Annotated in this window: 17 protein-coding genes; 9 read left to right on the forward strand and 8 right to left on the reverse strand. The window is 71.7% G+C overall.

Going from position 1 to position 17,908, the window contains the following annotated elements; genetic code table 11:
- The first annotated feature begins 131 nt into the window (after positions 1 to 131).
- From ACFWBT_RS11030 to ACFWBT_RS11050, 5 genes are all read left to right on the forward strand, one after another.
- The gene (locus tag ACFWBT_RS11030) at positions 132 to 1,061 is read left to right on the forward strand and encodes a diiron oxygenase (RefSeq protein WP_385698171.1); all 930 of its coding nucleotides are present in this window, start codon (positions 132 to 134) and stop codon (positions 1,059 to 1,061) included.
- A gap of 59 nt (positions 1,062 to 1,120) precedes the next feature.
- Positions 1,121 to 1,846, forward strand: coding sequence for a TetR/AcrR family transcriptional regulator (locus tag ACFWBT_RS11035; protein ID WP_385698172.1), 726 nt, complete (start codon positions 1,121 to 1,123; stop codon positions 1,844 to 1,846).
- A gap of 10 nt (positions 1,847 to 1,856) precedes the next feature.
- The gene (locus tag ACFWBT_RS11040; RefSeq protein ID WP_385698174.1) at positions 1,857 to 2,177 is read left to right on the forward strand and encodes a hypothetical protein; all 321 of its coding nucleotides are present in this window, start codon (positions 1,857 to 1,859) and stop codon (positions 2,175 to 2,177) included.
- Positions 2,178 to 2,286: 109 nt separating this feature from the next.
- The gene (locus ACFWBT_RS11045) at positions 2,287 to 3,444 is read left to right on the forward strand and encodes an NlpC/P60 family protein (protein ID WP_385698175.1); all 1,158 of its coding nucleotides are present in this window, start codon (positions 2,287 to 2,289) and stop codon (positions 3,442 to 3,444) included.
- A gap of 127 nt (positions 3,445 to 3,571) precedes the next feature.
- Entirely contained in the window at positions 3,572 to 3,997 is a 426-nt protein-coding gene (locus ACFWBT_RS11050; RefSeq protein WP_385698177.1) for a hypothetical protein, read from the forward strand.
- Positions 3,998 to 4,005: 8 nt separating this feature from the next.
- Here ACFWBT_RS11050 and ACFWBT_RS11055 read toward each other — a convergent pair whose 3' ends face one another.
- The 6 genes from ACFWBT_RS11055 to ACFWBT_RS11080 form a co-directional block, all read right to left on the reverse strand.
- Positions 4,006 to 4,551 (reverse strand): hypothetical protein, encoded by a 546-nt coding sequence (locus ACFWBT_RS11055; RefSeq protein WP_385698179.1) that lies wholly within the window; start codon positions 4,549 to 4,551, stop codon positions 4,006 to 4,008.
- A 105-nt stretch (positions 4,552 to 4,656) separates the two neighbouring features.
- Complete coding sequence (locus ACFWBT_RS11060) at positions 4,657 to 5,910, reverse strand: styrene monooxygenase/indole monooxygenase family protein (protein WP_385698181.1); 1,254 nt, start codon at positions 5,908 to 5,910, stop codon at positions 4,657 to 4,659.
- A 31-nt stretch (positions 5,911 to 5,941) separates the two neighbouring features.
- Positions 5,942 to 6,580 (reverse strand): ATP/GTP-binding protein, encoded by a 639-nt coding sequence (locus ACFWBT_RS11065; RefSeq protein ID WP_266762685.1) that lies wholly within the window; start codon positions 6,578 to 6,580, stop codon positions 5,942 to 5,944.
- Positions 6,561 to 6,971 carry a DUF742 domain-containing protein gene (locus tag ACFWBT_RS11070; RefSeq protein WP_385698183.1) on the reverse strand — a complete coding sequence of 137 codons (411 nt, stop codon included), beginning with the start codon at positions 6,969 to 6,971 and terminating at the stop codon, positions 6,561 to 6,563. The genes ACFWBT_RS11065 and ACFWBT_RS11070 overlap by 20 nt, the downstream gene beginning before the upstream one ends.
- Positions 6,968 to 7,471: a roadblock/LC7 domain-containing protein gene (locus tag ACFWBT_RS11075; RefSeq protein WP_385698184.1), complete on the reverse strand. Its 504-nt coding sequence runs from the start codon at positions 7,469 to 7,471 to the stop codon at positions 6,968 to 6,970. The genes ACFWBT_RS11070 and ACFWBT_RS11075 overlap by 4 nt, the downstream gene beginning before the upstream one ends.
- Complete coding sequence (locus tag ACFWBT_RS11080; protein ID WP_385698186.1) at positions 7,468 to 10,539, reverse strand: nitrate- and nitrite sensing domain-containing protein; 3,072 nt, start codon at positions 10,537 to 10,539, stop codon at positions 7,468 to 7,470. The genes ACFWBT_RS11075 and ACFWBT_RS11080 overlap by 4 nt, the downstream gene beginning before the upstream one ends.
- A 370-nt stretch (positions 10,540 to 10,909) precedes the next feature.
- Between ACFWBT_RS11080 and ACFWBT_RS11085 the strand changes: the two genes are divergently transcribed.
- Positions 10,910 to 11,698, forward strand: a complete 789-nt coding sequence (locus ACFWBT_RS11085) for a protein phosphatase 2C domain-containing protein (protein ID WP_385698188.1) — start codon at positions 10,910 to 10,912, stop codon at positions 11,696 to 11,698.
- 49 nt (positions 11,699 to 11,747) lie between these two features.
- Here ACFWBT_RS11085 and ACFWBT_RS11090 read toward each other — a convergent pair whose 3' ends face one another.
- On the reverse strand, positions 11,748 to 12,266 hold the full coding sequence (locus ACFWBT_RS11090) for a MarR family winged helix-turn-helix transcriptional regulator (RefSeq protein WP_385698189.1): 519 nt from the start codon (positions 12,264 to 12,266) through the stop codon (positions 11,748 to 11,750).
- A gap of 301 nt (positions 12,267 to 12,567) precedes the next feature.
- Here ACFWBT_RS11090 and ACFWBT_RS11095 point away from each other — a divergent pair, with 301 nt between their 5' ends.
- Positions 12,568 to 13,386 carry a lysozyme gene (locus ACFWBT_RS11095; RefSeq protein WP_385698192.1) on the forward strand — a complete coding sequence of 273 codons (819 nt, stop codon included), beginning with the start codon at positions 12,568 to 12,570 and terminating at the stop codon, positions 13,384 to 13,386.
- 113 nt (positions 13,387 to 13,499) lie between these two features.
- On the opposite strand, the gene lon is transcribed toward ACFWBT_RS11095, so the two are convergent.
- Positions 13,500 to 15,914, reverse strand: coding sequence for an endopeptidase La (gene lon, locus ACFWBT_RS11100; protein ID WP_385698193.1), 2,415 nt, complete (start codon positions 15,912 to 15,914; stop codon positions 13,500 to 13,502).
- A 298-nt stretch (positions 15,915 to 16,212) separates the two neighbouring features.
- On the opposite strand from lon, the gene ACFWBT_RS11105 reads away from it, so the two are divergent.
- Both ACFWBT_RS11105 and ACFWBT_RS11110 read left to right on the forward strand, forming a co-directional pair.
- Positions 16,213 to 16,875, forward strand: coding sequence for a GNAT family N-acetyltransferase (locus tag ACFWBT_RS11105; protein ID WP_385698195.1), 663 nt, complete (start codon positions 16,213 to 16,215; stop codon positions 16,873 to 16,875).
- Between the two features lie 531 nt (positions 16,876 to 17,406).
- Positions 17,407 to 17,685, forward strand: a complete 279-nt coding sequence (locus tag ACFWBT_RS11110; protein ID WP_385698197.1) for a hypothetical protein — start codon at positions 17,407 to 17,409, stop codon at positions 17,683 to 17,685.
- The last annotated feature ends 223 nt before the right edge of the window (positions 17,686 to 17,908 follow it).

Raw genomic sequence — 17,908 nt, forward strand, 5'->3', positions numbered from 1 at the left:
GCTCACACGGAGTAGACGCGTCGTCAACAAGTCCGGCACAGGGGATTGACGAGCTTGCTGACAAGCAGTCTCATAAGTGGTGACCGCCGGTAACTCCTGAAGCGATCCCGTACGACGAGGTGGGAACAGCCATGACGACGGTGCCCGAAGCCGATGTGCTCCGTGACGCGCTCGGTCTGCTCAAGGACCGGGAGCAGGTGGCCGAGCGCCTCCTCGACTCGTCCGCCAAGCACTCCTTCGACCCCGACAAGGAGCTCGACTGGGACGCGCCCTTCGAGGAGGGCAAGTGGTTCTGGCCGCCCGAGCTGGTGTCGCTGTACGACACCCCCCTGTGGCGGCGGATGGGCGAGGAGCAGCGGATCGCCCTCTCCCAGCACGAGGCGGCCGCGCTGGCGTCGCTGGGCATCTGGTTCGAGATCATCCTGATGCAGCTGCTGGTGCGGCACATCTACGACAAGGCGGCTACGAGCGCGCATGTGCGGTACGCGCTGACCGAGATAGAGGACGAGTGCCGGCACTCGAAGATGTTCGCCCGGCTGATCACCCGCGGGGGCACCCCGTACTACCCGGTGAGCCGGGCGCATCTCAACCTGGGCAGGCTCTTCAAGACCATCTCGACCACACCTGGTTCCTTCACGGCCACGCTGCTCGGTGAGGAGATCCTCGACTGGATGCAGCGGCTCACGTTCCCGGACGAGCGGGTGCAGACCCTCGTCCGGGGTGTCACGCGGATCCACGTCGTGGAGGAGGCCCGGCACGTCCGCTACGCCCGGGAGGAGCTGCGGCGGCAGATGGTCACGGCGCCGCGGTGGTCCCAGGAGTTCACCCGGATCACGTCGGGCGAGTTCGCCCGCGTCTTCTCGGTGGCCTTCGTCAACCCCGAGGTCTACACGAACGTCGGCCTCGACAGGCGCGAGGCCCTGGCCCAGGTCAAGGCCAGCGGGCACCGGCGGGAAGTGATGCAGACCGGGGCCAGGCGGCTGACCGACTTCCTGGACGACATCGGGGTGCTGCGGGGAGCCGGGCGGCGGCTGTGGAAGTCGTCGGGGCTGCTGGCCTGAGCGGCTCCCGCGGGGTCGGTGCCGGGCTGCCCCGGACCAGGGCGGTTACGCTGCCCGACATGACCTCGCAGGCTCCTATCCCCGCATACCGTCGGCTCAGCGTCGAGGAGCGGCGCAGTCAACTGCTCGAAGCCGCGCTGTCCCTGTTCGCTCAGCGGGTGCCCGAGGAGGTCTCGCTGGACGATGTGGCGGAGGCGGCCGGGGTGTCGCGGCCGCTGGTGTACCGGTACTTCCCGGGCGGCAAGCAGCAGTTGTACGAGGCCGCCCTGCGGTCCGCCGCCGAGGAGCTGGAGCACTGCTTCGCGGAGCCTCCGGAGGGGCCGCTCACCGAGCGGCTCTCCCGGGCCCTGGACCGGTACCTCGCGTTCGTGGACCAGCACGACGCCGGGTTCAGCGCGCTGCTGCAGGGCGGGAGCGTCATCGAGACCTCGCGGACCACGGCCATAGTCGACGGGGTCCGCAGGGCGGCGGCGGAGCACATTCTCGATCATCTGGCGGTGAGGGATCCCGGGCCCCGGCTGCGGATGACCGTACGGATGTGGATCACGGCCGTGGAGGCCGCCTCGCTGATCTGGCTCGACGAGGACAAGGAACCGCCGCTGGACGAGCTGCGGGACTGGCTCGTCGAGCAGTTCGTGGCCGCGCTCGTGGCGAGCGCGGGGCGCGATCCGCAGACCGCGGCGGTGGTCCGGGCCTCGCTCGCGATGGAGAGCCCGGACGGCATCGTGGGGGCACTGGTCCGCCGGGTGCTGCCCGTTGTCGGGGATGCGGCCCACCTGCTGTGACACTGGTCCGGTGAAGAGCGAAGACACCCCCTTTGTCGGCGGCCCGCTGGACGGGCGCGTCCTGCCGGTCCTCCTCGGGATCACCGGTCACCCGCCGAAGACGTACCGGGTTCCGGTGCCCGACGCGGACGGCGGGAAGCCCACCGTGCTGGTCTACCGGCGCGTCCAGGCGGCGACGAGCAAGCGGCTCGGGCTGCACCAGGGGTGGAAGTACGAGTACGCCCCCGAGGGCGACGCGTCGGAACGCCGGTTCAAGTGGCCCTGGTCATCGGGCACGCACGGCAGCCGGGGCAGGAGCGACGCCACGCCGGACGGCAACGCCGACGAGTGACCTTCTTGGGCCGAAGCGGTCACCCGGCGCGCGCCCGGGACGCGGTCGCCCCATCCTGCCGGTGCGAGACGGGTGGTGGACGGACCACCCCGGCACCGGAGGTGATGACGTGTCAGCAAGGCTTCTGCGTCTGGTCTGTACGGGGGCGATCGCGGCCGGAGCGCTGCTCTCGCCCGCGCCCGCCGTGGCCGTTCCGGAGCCCGGCCCGGGTTCCGGAACCGATGCTCAGCGGTCCGTAGCCTCGCTGCTGACGGATCTTCAGCGGCTGTACCGGGACGCCGAACGCGCCACCGAGACGTACAACGGGACCGCCGAGAAGCTGAAGAAGAAGCGCGCGGAGGTCGGCAGGCTCGACGCCGGACTCGCCAGGGCCCGCCTCTCCCTGCACGACAGCCGCGGCGCCGCGGGGCGGCTGGCCCGGCAGCAGTACCAGAGCAGCGGCGAGATCTCCACGTACGTACGGCTGCTGCTCGCCCGGGATCCGCAGCACGCCCTCGACCAGGGGCACCTGATCGGGCAGCTGTCGCTGGAGCGGGCCGAGACCGTGCAGCGGGTGACGGGCAGCGAGCAGCGGATCGACGTGCTCGCGCGCGCGGCCCGGAAGGCGCTGGACGGTCAGCTCTCCCTCGCCGCACGGCAGAAGAAGGAACGGGACGAGGTGCGCGAGCGGCTCGACGACGTCCAGAAGCTGCTCGCCTCACTGACCGCGGAGCAGCTCGCCGAACTGGACAGGTTCGAGAAGTCGGGGACGGCCACGGCCCAGAAGAAGATCATGGCGTCCGGCGCGCTCAGCAGCGTACGGCCGCCGTCGCGGGAGGGTGAGGAGGCGCTGCGCTACGCCGTCGAGCAGATCGGGAAGCCGTACGAGTGGGGCGCCGAGGGCCCGGCGGCCTACGACTGCTCGGGACTGACGTCACAGGCCTGGGAGCGGGCGGGCCGGCCCATCCCCCGCACCAGCCAGGAACAGTGGGCCCGGCTCCCGAAGATCCCGCTGAACGAGCTGCGTCCGGGCGATCTGGTGATCTACTTCCCCGAAGCCACGCACGTCGCCCTCTACCTGGGGGACGGGATGGTGGTGCAGGCACCGCGGCCCGGGTCGAAGATCAAGGTGTCGCCCATCGCGGCGAACCCGCTGCTGGGCGCCGTGCGTCCCGATCCGGACGGGTCGCCCCTGGGGCACTTCACGCCGCCGAAGCTCCCCGAGGGCGCCACGGAGGGACCCGACGAGGGCTACGCCTCGCTCACGCCGGACACCGGGACGAGCTAGTGCCGCGACAGGCAACGTTCGCCCCGTCGCGACTCCCGTCACGCACTCTCGCCGCACCGGCCAGGACCGGCGCGGCCGGAAGCCCGCCGGGATCGAACGGAACGCGAACCCCGGGCGTCCTGGGACCATGAAGACATCGCACCGAGCCGCCGCCCTGCTCCTGAGCGCCGGGCTGCTGCTCACCGGCTGCTCGTCCCTGACCGACACCCCGACCGCCGAGGGGTACCACGGCCCCACCCTGCCCGCCCGCCCCGGCGTCACGCGGGACGCCTGGCAGGAAGGGCCGGCGAAGCCCGTGCAGCACAAGCCGTACCCGTACGACATCTCTACGCACTGCGGGGTCAAGTGGGTCGAGTTCGGGGGCCGTTGGTGGGTGCTCGACACGGTCTTCCCCGGCGTCGAGCAGGTCAAGGGGAAGCGGCCCTCGCCGTACACCCAGTGGCTCTCCGGATACATGACCCTGATCGGCCCGGACACCGCGAACTTCGACGCCGCCGGGATGCCCACCCTGCAGTTCGTCCCGGCGAAGAAGAACCCGCCCGGCTGCGAGTAGAGCTTCCCCTACCCCCGGGCGATCGCCAGGAGCCAGGCCACCGGGAGGGTGAGGATGCCGAGGGCGATGGCGCCGATCAGGGAGGCGAGCCAGACGAAGACGTAGTTCTCGCCACTGAGGAGGCGTCCCCGGCGGGCGGAGGTGAGCAGCCAGTGGCCGGGCAGGCCGAGGGTGGCTGCCGTCCAGCCGGCGAAGGTGACGTATTCGGAGGCGGCGAGCGGCGAGGGCTCGAAAACCGCGTCGCCGACGAGTCGGACGTCGCGCCGGGTGCCCGGCCGGAGGTCGTCGGAGGCGGAGCGGAGCAGGATCGGCCGCGCCGCCGTCGCACGGGCGGACGAGGACGCGGAGGACGGCGTGTACGTCCCCCGGCACTGGGTGTCGGTGTCCTCCATCCCCTCGTAGCAGCCGGCGACCACGAAGGTGCCGGTCGGTCCCGCGATGCCGGTCAGCGCGGCCAGCCGGGCGCCGAACAGCAGCCAGACCACGGCCACGCATCCCACAAGCCACAGCACGGCGAGCCCGCCGACCGCCCGCCAGGACCACGTCGGGCCCATCCGCTCCATACGACGCCCCCGCCACCCGGTCATCCGTCCGAGGGCGCCCTACCCGGCAGCGACACCGCGGAACCGCACAGGCGTGCGGAGCAGGTCAGACGCAGGTCATGCTCCGGCGACCGACGCCAGGTACGCGCCCGTCTTCTCCGGGTCGAAGAAGAAGTTCTCGAAGTCGGCCGGGTTGTTGAAGCCGTTGGCGAAACGGTCGGCGACGGGCGGGAGTTGGCCCGCGGCGCCGATCAGGTTGAGGACGTGCTCCGGCGGGACGCCCAGCATCGCGTTGGTCCACTTGGTGACGTGCTGCGCGGTGTCCCAGTAGCGGTCGAACGTCGCCTGCATCCACTCCTCGTCGAAGGGCTTGTCGCCCTGCTCGACGATCGAGGCGAGGTAGGCGGCGGCGCACTTGGCGGCCGAGTTGGAGCCCTGACCGGTGATCGGGTCGTTGGCCACGACGACATCGGCGACACCGAGGACCAGTCCGCCGCCGGGAAGGCGGCCGATCGGATTGCGGACGGTGGGGGCGTACCGCCCGGACAACGTGCCGCCCGCGTCGGTCAGTTCGACGTTGGTGGCCCGCGCGTACTCCCAGGGCGTGAACCGCTCCATGAGCTCCAGGGTCAGGGAGAGGTGCTCGGCCGGGTCCTTCACGCCGTTGAAGACGTCGAGCGGGCCGCCGGGTATGCCCTCCCAGAAGAGGATGTCGGCGCGTCCCGAGGTGGTGAGGGTCGGCATGATGAACAGCTCACCGACCCCGGGCACCAGGTTGCAGCGGACCGCGTCGTAGTCGGGGTGCTCCGGACGCGGGCCGAGGCCGTGCACATAGGCCACCGCGAGGGCGCGCTGCGGCTCGGTGTACGGGGAGCGGGAGGCGTCGCGGCCGAACATCGAGACGAGTTCGCCCTTGCCCGCCGAGACGAGGACCAGGTCGTACGCGCGGGAGAAGTAGTCGAGGTCGGAGACCGCCGCGCCGTGGATGACCAGCTGGCCGCCGCGCTGCGCGAACGTCTCCATCCAGCCGGCCATCTTGACCCGCTGGTCGACCGACTGCGCGTACCCGTCGAGCTTGCCGACCCAGTCGATCGCGCGCTGCGAGGGGCCCGGGTCGAAGGAGCCCGGGGCCGCGACCGAGACGCCGAGCCCTTCGATCTTCGGGGCCTGCGACTCCCAGAAGTTCAGCTGGAGATCACGCTCGTGCTGGAGGGCCGTGTCGAACATGCACTGCGTCGACATGACCCGGCCGGACCGGATCTCGTCCGCCGTCCGGTTCGACATCAGGGTGACCTCGTACCCCTGCGACTGGAGGCCGAGGGCGAGCTGGAGTCCGGACTGACCGGCTCCGACGACGAGTATCTTCCGCATGCGGGTTGCTTCTCCTAGGACTTGGGCGTCCCTATTCGGGGCTGACGTCGAGCGCGTGACCGACCAGGGCGAGCAGGGTCTCGACGACCGAGATCCGGCGGCGCGCGTCCATGATCATGACAGGTATGTGCGGAGGAACCGTGAGGGCTTCGCGCACGTCGTCCGGCTCGAACCGGTCGCTGCCGTCGAAGTGGTTGACGGCGACGACGTACGGCAGTCCGCAGCTCTCGAAGTAGTCGAGTGCCGGGAAGCAGTCCGAGAGACGGCGGGTGTCGGCGAGGACCACCGCACCGATCGCGCCGCGCACCAGGTCGTCCCACATGAACCAGAACCGCTGCTGGCCCGGCGTACCGAAGAGGTAGAGCACCAGGTCGTCGTCGAGCGTGATGCGCCCGAAGTCCATGGCCACGGTGGTGGTCAGCTTCTCCGGCGTACCCGTGAGGTCGTCGGTGTCCTCGCTCGCCCGGGTCATCAGCGCCTCCGTCTGGAGAGGCGTGATCTCCGAGACGGAGGTGACGAGCGTGGTCTTGCCGACGCCGAAGCCGCCCGCCACCACGATCTTCGTGGCGATCGGCGCGCGCGTGCGGTCCGTCTGCCAGGCCTGCAGATTCTCCTCGTCGTCGAGGAGGGGGGCGACGCCAGGTTCGGCGTCAGAGACGACGGAGTCCACTCAGCACCCTTTCCAGCAGAGCGCGGTCCGGCTGTCCCGGGCCGTGACCTGTTCCGTACACACGGATCTTTCCCTGGTCCGCCAGGTCGCTCAGGAGCACTCGGACCACTCCGAGCGGCATCCTGAGGAGGGCGGCGATCTCGGCCACCGTACGCATCCGGCGGCAGAGTTCGACGATGGCCCGCATCTCGGGCATCACCCGGGTGGTGAGCGAGCCGTTGGTCAGCTCCTTGCGCGCCTCCGGGGCGTCCAGCGCGGCCACGAACGTCTCCACCAGCAGGACGTGGCCGAAACGCGTCCGTCCGCCGGTGAGCGAGTACGGGCGTACCCGGGCGGGCTTGCGGTCGCCGCCGCGCACGGGGAGCCTCGAAACACCGTTCGACACGGTCATCGGGTACTCCCGAGCGCCTCGGCCTCTAGGGATTTTCGGAGCTCGATGCGCAGCTCGGGGGTCAGGACGTGTCCGGCCCGGCCGACGAAGAGCGCCATGTGGTACGCCACCACGCTCATGTCGCAGTCCGGGGAGCCGTGCACTCCGAGCAGCGAGCCGTCGCTGATCGCCATGACGAAGAGGCTGCCCTCGTCCATCGCGACCATCGTCTGCTTGACACCGCCGCCGTCCATCAGCTTGGCGGCGCCGATGGTGAGGCTGCCGATGCCGGAGACGATGGTGGCGAGGTCCGCGGCGGAACCCTTGGGGCCGGTGGGCCTGGTGCTGTCGGCCGTCCGCGCCTCGGCGTTGCGGCCGGGGTCGGAGGAGAGCAGCAGCAGGCCGTCGGAGGAGACGACCGCGACCGACAGGAGGCCCGGCACCTCCTCGACGAGATTGGTCAGCAGCCAGTGCAGGTTACGTGCTTCGCTGCTCAGGCCGAAGGTACTGGTCGCGGTCAACTGCTTGCCTCCTCGACTGTGCCCCCCGATGCTTCTACGTCCTGTGCGTTGAGCAGGTGCGCCGAGGACGCGGGTCCTGCGGGAGCGTGTGCGGCGGCCACGGGTTCCGACGGGGTGGGTGCGTCGGGCGTGGGGGTCTCCGCCGTCCGGTCGGCGATCTCGGCCTCCACGTCGCGACGGCCCTCGATCGCGCCCCGGTGGAAGCCGCCCAGCCTGCGGCGCAGGGCATCGGCGTCCACGCCGCCCACGCGCGGCCGCGGGGCCGCGGCGGGGGCGGAGATCTTCGGCGTCCGCTTGGGCAGGCCCTTGTCGGTGAGCCGGGGGTCATCGTCGGGCGCGCGCTCGTGGCTGTCGGGGCCGATGGCGTAGGGGTCGGTGCCGGCCTCCGCACGCGGGGCCGGCACCGGAGCGGGCTCGGCGACACCGGGGGCCGTCCCAACCGCGGCGAAGCCGGGAGCGGGCTCGGCGAGGTCCGCGGCCGCCTGCGGGGCGAGGCCGGGGTCCGACTCGGGCGGGACTGCCGCCGTGGCTTCCGGGGCGAGGGACTCGGGTGCCGGGGCCTCGGGTGCCGGGGCCTCGGGTGCGGGAGATGCCGTGCCGGAGGTGTCCGGTGCGAGGGCTTCCGGCGCGAGGTCCGGGAGCAGCAGCTCCATCGTGGTCTCGGGCGTGAGTTCGGGCTCCGGCTCGGTGGCCGGCCGGGGCTCGCGGGGTGCCGGGACGACCGGGGTCTGCGCGGCCTGCTCGGGCGCGGTCACGGGCGCCTGCCCGGGAGCGGGGTCCGCCTCGGGCCCGGCGTCCCGTACGGCCGCCTGGGCCGCCGCGATCAGCGGGTCCACGTCACCGGCCGGGATCGACGCGGCGAGGACCGAACGGCCGCGCAGGACGTTGGAGTTGGCCTCGGCGTCGGCGCCGGGCAGGGCGACCTGGGGAGCGGCGCCGACAATCCGGGTGGTGGCGGGGACGGTGGACGCGGGCGCGGCTGCCAGCAGCGCCTTCGGGAGGACGACCACGGCGGCCACACCGCCCTGCTTCTGCTCGCGCAACTGCACCCGTACGCCGTGCCGGTGGGCGAGCCGGGCCACCACGTACAGGCCGAGCCCGAGTCCCTCGCCGCTCTCCTGGTCGTACGTGTCCTCCGGATCGAACTCGTCGAGGCGGGCGTTGAGGTGGCTCATCCGCTCGTCGGTCATGCCGATGCCCTCGTCCTGCACGGAGAGCATCACCTCGCCGCTCTCCAGCAGCCAGCCGGAGACCTCGACGGGCACGTCGGGCGGCGAGAACGAGGTGGCGTTCTCCAGGAGTTCGGCCACCAGGTGGCTGAGGTCGTCGGCGGCGAAGCCGGCGATGTGCGCGTGCGGCGGCAGCGCGGAGATCCGCACCCGCTCATAGCGCTCGATCTCGCTGACCGCGGCCCGTACGACATCGACGAGCGGCACCGGGCCCGCGTGGTGCTGGACGTGCTCGGCGCCCGCGAGGACGAGGAGGTTCTCGCTGTGCCGCCGCATGACGGTGGCGAAGTGGTCGAGCTTGAAGAGGGTGGCGAGGCGGTCCGGGTCCTGCTCGCGGTCCTCCAGGCCCTCGATGACGCCGAGCTGGCGCTCGACGAGGCCGAGGGTGCGCAGCGCGAGGTTGACGAAGGTGCTGTGAATGGTGCCGCGCACCTGCTGCAAGTGGGTTGCCGCCTCGGCGAGTTCGCCGCGCAGCTTGTCGCGCTCGTCGGCCATCAGCTGGCGCTGGCCGATGAGGTGCTTGCGGTCGCCTTCGAGGGTGCCGATCCGCTCGTGGAGCGTGGCGGCGTGCGTGTGCAGCGCGTTGACGGAGCGGACGACCTGGGCGAACTCGTCGTTGCGGCCGGTGAACTTGACCGGTTCGTGGGAGTCCGGGTCGGCGGCGAGCCGGGCCGAGCCGAGGCGCAGGACGGCGAGCGGCCGGGTGAGGGTGCGGGCCATGGCCATCGCGACGCCGACCGCGACGAGCAGCAGGAGACCGAGGGCGGTGACGCGGATCTCCAGCGCGGTGACGTCGTCGTCCCGCAGCAGTTCGAGGTCCTTCGTGCGGTGGTCGTTGAGGGAGGCCTCGGCCCCGCGCATCAGCTCGATCCGGGCGGACAGCGCGGCGTCCAGCTTCTTGGTGCCGGTGTCGAGCGCGGAACCGGAGAGCTTCGGCTGGCCGGTGAGGCTCGCCAGGTACTTGTCGGCGGAGGCGACGTCGGGGCCGGTGACGGTGGAGTCGTAGGACGCCACGGCCTTCTTGGGCGCGGTCTCGCGGAAGTCGGCGATGGCCGCGTCGGAGCGGAGGCGGGCCTGCTGGGCGGCGGCGCTCAGCGCGTCGCGCTGCTTGGTGTCGGCGTCCGACGAGGTGTTCGTGGTCGTCGCCAGACCGGTGATGGGGTCGATCACGGTCTGGGTGGTGCGCGGGATGCCGAGGGCCGCGAGGAGCAGTCCGCGGGCGGCGGCGGACTGCTGGACGGCGGTGTCCAGTTCGGCGAGGGCGTGTGCGCCGGAGCCCGCGCGCAGCGGCGTCCGGTCGGCCAGGTCCTCGGCGAGGGCATGGAGTTCGGTGATGGCCTCGGAGTACGCCTGGTGCGTTTCGAGGGCGGTGCTCTTCCCGGTGAGCGCCGCTCGTCTGAGGGCCGCGACGGCGTCGAGGTCCTTCAGCAGCGCGGCGGGGGCGTCGTCGTCGGCGCGCAGTTCGTCGACCTGCCGGTCGACCCGGGCGCTGCGCTGTTCGGAGGGCGCCTTGGCCTTGGGCCGGCCCGCGGCGACGTACGAGGTGACGTCGTCGCGCTCGTCGGCCAGCGCGTGCGCGAGGGTCAGCGCCTGCTGGGTGCGCTGGGAGAGCGTCACCAGGTGCTGGGAGTCGTTCAGTTGTTGCGAGGCGGACAGCACTGTGGGCGCGCCGGCTCCGGCGATGGCGGCCGCGACGACCGCCACGGCCACGATCAGCCGGTTGCGCACGTGGGCGGTCCTGCCCCGGCCCGTGGAGTCGACGGCGTCGCCGACGGCGCCACCCTCTGTGGAGTTGGAGGCCGTCTTCTTGCCTGTGCGCCTCGGCCGCGTCTTCTGCACCGGTGCTCGCATTCCTGACTCGTGTACCCATTTGGGGCCCGGGTGACGTCCCGTCAATCGCGGCGTACGCCCGGTACGGCTCCCGACCCTCCCAGTGCCGGTGGGCAGTGGTCCCGCATCATCTGACCCGCCACCCGAAGGAGTGAACATCGGAGGGGAGTTGGCGGGCAAGTTTCCGGAGCGCGCGCGAGGGGCTTGCGCGGCGGGCCGGTTGGACGTCGGGGACGGGCTTTGGCAGTATTCGCCGCCACGCGTTGCCGGAGTCGATCATTCCATGCCAAACCTGGCGCCTGAGCTGCTGGTCCGCGCGATCGTGCGACCGTTGCCGCCGTTTCGGGGACCTTGTGAAGGGCTCGTGCAGACTGACGGGATGCGCACTGAACTCGTCTCGGAGCCCGGTGACCCGGACCGCCCCAATGAGGACTTCGCATCGGTCGGACTTCCCGCTTCAGGACAGGGCGGTTCACTGGTGGTGCTGGACGGGGTGACACCCCCGCGCGGCGGCTACGGCTGTGTTCATCCGGTCGCCTGGTTCTCCACCCGGCTCGGCGGGGCACTGACCGAACTGTCCGTTTCGCAGGGGGATTTGCCCCTGCCGGAGGTCCTGTCGCGGGCGATCGGCCGGGTGGCCGAGGCGCACGCCGGCACCTGTGACCTTTCTCACCCGCGCACACCCCAGGCAACCGTCGTCCTCGCACGGTGGTCCCCGTCCGACGTCGAGTACCTGGTGCTCTCCGACTCCGCCCTGCTGGTGGAATCGCCCGCCGGTGAGGTGACCGCCCTGCTGGACGACCGCCTCTCCCGCCTCCCTCGCTCCTCGCTCGCCACGGACGCCGTCGCCGACGCCACCGTCCGCAACAGGGAGGGCGGCTTCTTCACGGCGGCCGCGGACCCCTCGGTGGCCGCCCGCGCGGTGACAGGCACACTCCCCCGCGCCTCCGTCCGCGCCCTGGCGGCCCTCACGGACGGCGCCACCCGCTGGGTGGAGCGGTTCCACGGGGGCGACTGGGCCGACCTGTTCGCCCTCGTCCGCGACGAGGGGTCCCCCGCCCTCGTCGAGCGCGTCCGGGGTCTGGAACGCGCGGACGCGCCGGAGGGGTCGCGGCCTCGGCGGGGCAAGAGGCACGACGACGCGACGGTGGTGTTCGTGGAGCTGTGAGGCGACACGGGGGGCCGCGAGAGGACGGGAACGGCGGCCGGCCGGTGGGCTACTTCTCCATGCCGAGGTTCAGCTGGTGCAGCAGCCGGGCGAGTTCCGCGACCTCGTTCTGGTCCCAGTGGGCGAGTTGGCTGACGTAGCGGGCGCGGCGGGCCTCGCGGACGCTGGTGACGCGGCCGCGGCCCTCCTCGGTGAGGTGGACGAGCCAGGCGCGGCCGTCCGCGGGGTCGGGTTCGCGCGCCACGAGGCCCAACTCCTCCAGGGCGCGCAGCTGCCGGGACATGGTGGCCTTGCCGACGCCGATGTAGGCGGCGAGTTCCGTGGCGCGCTGCCGTCCGCACTCCTCGAGGCGGACGAGCAGTCCGTACGCGGCGGACTCCAGGTCCGGATGGACCTCGCGGGCCATCTCCCCCTGGTTGGCGCGGGCGCGGCGCAGGAACACGGTCAACTCGCGTTCCAGGGAAAGGAACTCGCGCTCCGCGCCGCCGTGCGTCGCGGGCCGGTCCACACCATTTCCCGACACGTCGGATGCGACCGGACGTCCGCCGTCGTTTCCGTGCTCGTGCACGTCAGCACCCCTGACCCGGTTTCCCGATCCTGAAAGTTTCTGCCAGAACTCGCCGTTGCCGCAGCTCCGCCAGTATTTCGCAGGCGTAGACCAACGGCAGCCTCCGGCCCCTCTTCCCACGCCGTCGTCTACGTGCGTAGCTTCTTTATCAGAACCTTATTCGCTGGCATGCGCACGCCACCCCAGGTCAAGGACGACCTGATCCCCCCTTCGGCACGCGTGCCCGCGCTCTCCCCCCACCGAGCTCCGGCGAGCTCCACCGAGCCCCTCCGGAGTTCCATCGCCCTTCGGAGGCACGCACATGCCCGTGCACAGATCCGGAACGGCCCACCGCCTGCGCGTGCTCGCGGTAGGAACCCTGCTCGCCGCCTTCTCCCTCCTGTACTCCCTCCCCTCCTCCGCCGCCGACACCCCCGCCCGGGGTTCCGCCCGGATGGGCATCGGGGTCATCGCCCATGACGGCCAGGACGGCACGCCGTCCACCGGTGACGCCACCCGGACGGAAGGCGTGGACGTCTCCGGGTACCAGGGCAACGTCGCCTGGTCGACGCTGTGGAGCAGCGGGGTCAGGTGGGCCTACACCAAGGCGACCGAGGGGACGTACTACACGAACCCGTACTTCGCCCAGCAGTACAACGGCGCGTACAACGTCGGCATGATCCGAGGCTCGTACCACTTCGCGACCCCGGACACCACGACCGGCGCCACCCAGGCCAACTACTTCGTCGAGCACGGCGGCGGCTGGTCCAGGGACGGCAAGACCCTGCCCGGCGTCCTCGACATCGAGTGGAACCCGTACGGGGCCGCCTGCTACGGCAAGACACAGAGCGCGATGGTCAGCTGGATCAGCGGCTTCCTCACCCAGTACAAGGCCCGCACCGGGCGCGACGCGGTGATCTACACGGCCGCCACCTGGTGGACCCAGTGCACCGGCAACTACGGCGGCTTCGCCTCCGCCAACCCGTTGTGGATCGCGCGCTACGCCTCCGATCCGGGGACGCTCCCCGCGGGCTGGGGCTACTACACGATGTGGCAGTACACCTCGTCCGGCCCGACGGTCGGGGACCACGACAAGTTCAACGGCGCCCTGGACCGCGTGGTGGCCCTCGCCAACGGCTGACCCGCGCAGGACGTGCGGCGCGGGCACCTGACGTACCGCGCACGCGCCTGACGTACGGCGAAGGCCCGGGCCTCCCTCACGGGACCCGGGCCTTCCCCTCCGATGGGCGTCCGTCACGCCGCCACCGGAACCTCCGGCACGGCGCCGTTCGTCGCCGGCGCGAGTGCCAGCTCCAGGACCTGGCGGACGTCCGTGACGGCGTGGACGTCGAGCTTGTCCAGGACCTCGGCCGGGACGTCGTCCAGATCGGCCTCGTTGCGCTTCGGGATGATCACGGTCGTGACACCCGCCCGGTGCGCGGCGAGCAGCTTCTGCTTCACACCGCCGATGGGCAGGACACGGCCGGTCAGCGAGACCTCGCCGGTCATGGCCACGTCGGTGCGGACCAGCCGGCCCGACAGGAGCGACGCCAGGGCGGTCGTCATCGTGACGCCCGCGCTCGGGCCGTCCTTGGGGACGGCGCCCGCCGGGAAGTGGATGTGCGCTCCCCGGTCCTTCAGGTCACCGACGGGCAGTTCGAGCTCCGCTCCGTGCGAGCGCAGGAAGGAGAGCGCGATCTGTGCCGACTCCTTCATCACGTCGCCCAGCTGACCGGTGAGGGTCAGACCCGCCGCGCCCGTCTCCGGGTCGGCCAGCGACGCCTCCACATAGAGGACGTCACCGCCCGCGCCGGTCACGGCCAGACCGGTGGCGACACCGGGCACCGCCGTACGGCGCTCGGCCGGGTCCTGAGCGGACTCGGGCACATGGTGCGGGCGCCCGATGAGCCCGCGCAGGTCGGCGTCGGTCACCGTGAACGGCAGCTCCCGCTCGCCCAGTTCGTGCTGGGCCGCGACCTTGCGCAGCAGCCGGGCGATGCCCCGCTCCAGATTGCGCACGCCCGCTTCCCGGGTGTACTCCCCGGCGAGCCTGCGCAGCGCGCTCTCCGCGAGGACGACCTCGTCCTTCTCGAGACCGGCCCGCTCCAGCTGACGCGGCAGCAGGTGGTCCCGGGCGATGACGACCTTCTCGTCCTCGGTGTAGCCGTCGAGGCGGACCAGCTCCATGCGGTCGAGCAGGGCCTCCGGGATGGCTTCGAGCACATTGGCCGTGGCCAGGAACACGACGTCGGAGAGGTCGAGTTCGACCTCCAGGTAGTGGTCGCGGAAGGTGTGGTTCTGCGCCGGGTCGAGGACTTCGAGCAGCGCCGCAGCCGGGTCGCCCCGGAAGTCGGAGCCGACCTTGTCGATCTCGTCGAGCAGGACCACCGGGTTCATCGACCCGGCCTCCTTGATGGCGCGGACGATCCGGCCGGGCAGCGCGCCGACGTACGTACGGCGGTGTCCGCGGATCTCGGCCTCGTCCCGTACGCCGCCGAGGGCGACACGGACGAACTTGCGGCCCATGGCGTGCGCAACGGACTCGCCGAGCGAGGTCTTGCCGACGCCGGGCGGGCCGACGAGCGCGAGCACGGCACCGCCGCGCCGGCCGCCGACGACTCCGAGACCGCGCTCGGAGCGCCGCTTGCGCACGGCGAGGTACTCGGTGATGCGCTCCTTCACGTCCTCCAGCCCGGCGTGCTCGGCGTCGAGCACGGACTGGGCGCCCTGGATGTCGTACGCGTCCTCGGTCCGCTCGTTCCACGGCAGCTCCAGGACGGTGTCGAGCCAGGTCCTGATCCAGCTGCCCTCGGGCGACTGGTCACTGGACCGCTCCAGCTTCTCGACCTCCTTGAGGGCGGCCTCACGGACGTTCTCCGGAAGATCGGCGGCCTCGACGCGGGCGCGGTAGTCGTCGGACTCGTCCTCGCCGTCCTCGCCCTTGAGGTCGCGCAGTTCCTTGCGTACGGCTTCGAGCTGGCGCCGCAGCAGGAACTCGCGCTGCTGCTTGTCGACGCCCTCCTGGACGTCCTTGGCGATGGACTCGGCGACATCCTGCTCGGCGAGGTGCTCGCGGAGCTGCTCGGTGGCGAGCTTCAGCCGGGCCACGGGGTCGGCGGTCTCCAGCAGCTCGACCTTCTGCTGGACGGTCAGGAACGGTGAGTAACCGGAATTGTCGGCAAGGGCGGAAACATCGTCGATCTGCTGCACCCTGTCCACGACCTGCCAGGCGGCGCGCTTGCGCAGCCAGCTGGTGGCCAGGGCCTTGTATTCCTTCACCAGGTCGGCGACCCGGCCGGGCAGGGGGTCGGGCACCGTCTCCTCGATCCGGGTGCCCTCGACCCAGAGCGCGGCACCGGGACCGGTGGTCCCCGCGCCGACCTGCACGCGCCCGCGCCCGCGGATCAGCGCGCCCGGGTCGCCGTCGGCCAGCCGGCCGACCTGTTCGACGGTGCCGAGCACTCCGGTGCTCGCGTAGGTCCCGTCGATGCGTGGCACCAGGAGTACCTGAGGCTTGCCGGGCGTTGACCGGGCAGCGGCCTGGGCGGCCTCCACCGCGGCACGCACATCGGTGTCGTTCAGATCCAGCGGAACCACCATCCCGGGCAGCACGACCTCGTCGTCGAGCGGCAGCACGGGCAGGGTGAGTGATGCGGACGTCGAAGCCATGATCTCCCCTTCGGCAGTCAAGTTGAGCTATGCCGACTCAATGCACGAAGGTCCCCCAATGTTCCCCTGGGACTGTTCGCTCTGAGCGATCACTTCCGACCGGCCGCAGCCCCCCGCGCATCACCGCTGGTCATCAGCGGTCCGCGGGGTCGGATCCGGTCGAGCGGGAGGCCGCCGCCCGAGCGCCCTTCAAGGGGGTGGCGCGACGCCGGGCCGCCCTGGCATCATCACCGGGCAGGTAATGGTCTACGTCCTGTAGTGGCCATTACATGACCGGAAGCGAGCGCAGGGGGCAGCGGTGGACAGGATCGTGCGGGCGTGGGTGGACGGATGGGTCGTCTCGCGCGGGGCGGCGCCGCCCGTCGTCGAGGGATGGGGGTACACGATCGACGTGGGACAGAAGGGGCACGTGACGCGCCATGTCCTCGGGGCGACGAACGACCGGGTCGAGGAGGCCCCGGTCCGCAAGGTCGCGGACGCGGTGACCGCGGCCGGAGTCTGGCTCAAGGTCTTCGCCGAGCCCTCGGACGTCCGGCCCTGGCTCGGCGCGGGCTGGTGGATCGACCCCGAGCCCGGCTACCTGATGTCCGTGCCCCTGACGGACGCGGGCGGCGCCACCCCGGACGATGCCCTTCCCCCCGGCTACCGGCTGCGCACCTGGACCCGCGGTGGCGTCACGCGCGCCCTGGTCACGGCGTCGGACGGCTCCTGGGCGGCCCGCGGCCAGATCGCCCCCACGGGCGGGACGGCGGTCGTCGACCAGATAGAGACGTCGGTGGAGCACCGGCGGCGGGGGCTCGGCCGCTTCGTCGTGCGGACCCTCACCCGCGTCGCCGCGGACCAGGGCGCCGGGACCGGAGTCCTGGCGGGGACGCCGGAGGGGCGGGCGCTGTACGAGTCATTGGGGTGGCGGGTGGAGGCACCCCTGCTGAGCGGGCACTTCGTCGGGGACCGGCCCTAAGGGCTGTCCCGTACTCCCCGGTGGGTCAGCGCACGGTGTCAGATGCGGTGCATCGCAGGGCGGAGGGTCGTCCTCATACGGGGGGAAATGCGGGTGACCCGACAACGCGGCGTGGGGGTCCCGCCCTGCTCGAAGGGCTTGGGAGAGTGCCGTAGCTGTCGTCGTGCGTCCGCCGGGGATCCGTAGCTGTCGTCGTGCGTCCGCCGGGGATCCGTAGCTGTCGTCGTGCGCCCGCCGGGGATGACGGGACGGCCCTGGGAACTGGATTCCTCGAACGGCGTACGCACGTCTCTCCGGAAGAGACGAGTCGGTGGTGTGGGTCTCCCCCGTGACCAGGGTCGGGCTCACATGGCGAGCCGACCTGGTGCGCGGCGGCTGGCACGGACGATCGTCGTACGTCGCCGGCGGCTCCGGTCACCCGTCACCCCCTCGCCGTCCACCAGGGCGGCACCTCCCGCGACGCGGGCTGCACGGCCGCTCGGGCTGTTGATCGGGATGCGAGGTGGCCGCCTGCCGTTGGAAGGTGGAGTCATGAACCATCACCACCCCCAGCACACGATCGACATCGACAGCCGGCTCGTCACCACCGGCGCCGTGCTCACCGTGACCGGTGCCGTAGTGGCGTGCACCGGCATGGTCATCGCGGCGGTCGCCGTGTTCTCCGCAGGTCGGCGCCTGATCCGCGACATGGATGTGCCCCCGGCCCAGCAGGCGGCCATCAAGTGGCAGCAGGCCAAGGAGGCGTCCCGAGCGGGCATGCAGGCCTGGCAGTCCGCGTCCGACGCCCAGAACGGCTCGCTCACCAACTAGCGGGCCCCGCCCACGTCTCTTCGAGGGACAGAGGGCCGCGCGGTCGCTCTGTCCCTCCGGGTCGCCTCCCCGGCTCTTCGACTCCTTCTTCCACGCCGGCTCACTCGCCTTCCCCGAGGACGGGTTGAAGGACATCCCGCGACTGCTGAACGCGGCGCCCGGACGGGTGTGCGTCAACCTCGAACGGCCTGTCGCCCTCCCCGAGATCGCCGACCGGGCCGCC

Origin of the sequence: Streptomyces sp. NPDC060027, from assembly GCF_042737005.1 — a bacterium.
Lineage (GTDB): Bacteria > Actinomycetota > Actinomycetes > Streptomycetales > Streptomycetaceae > Streptomyces.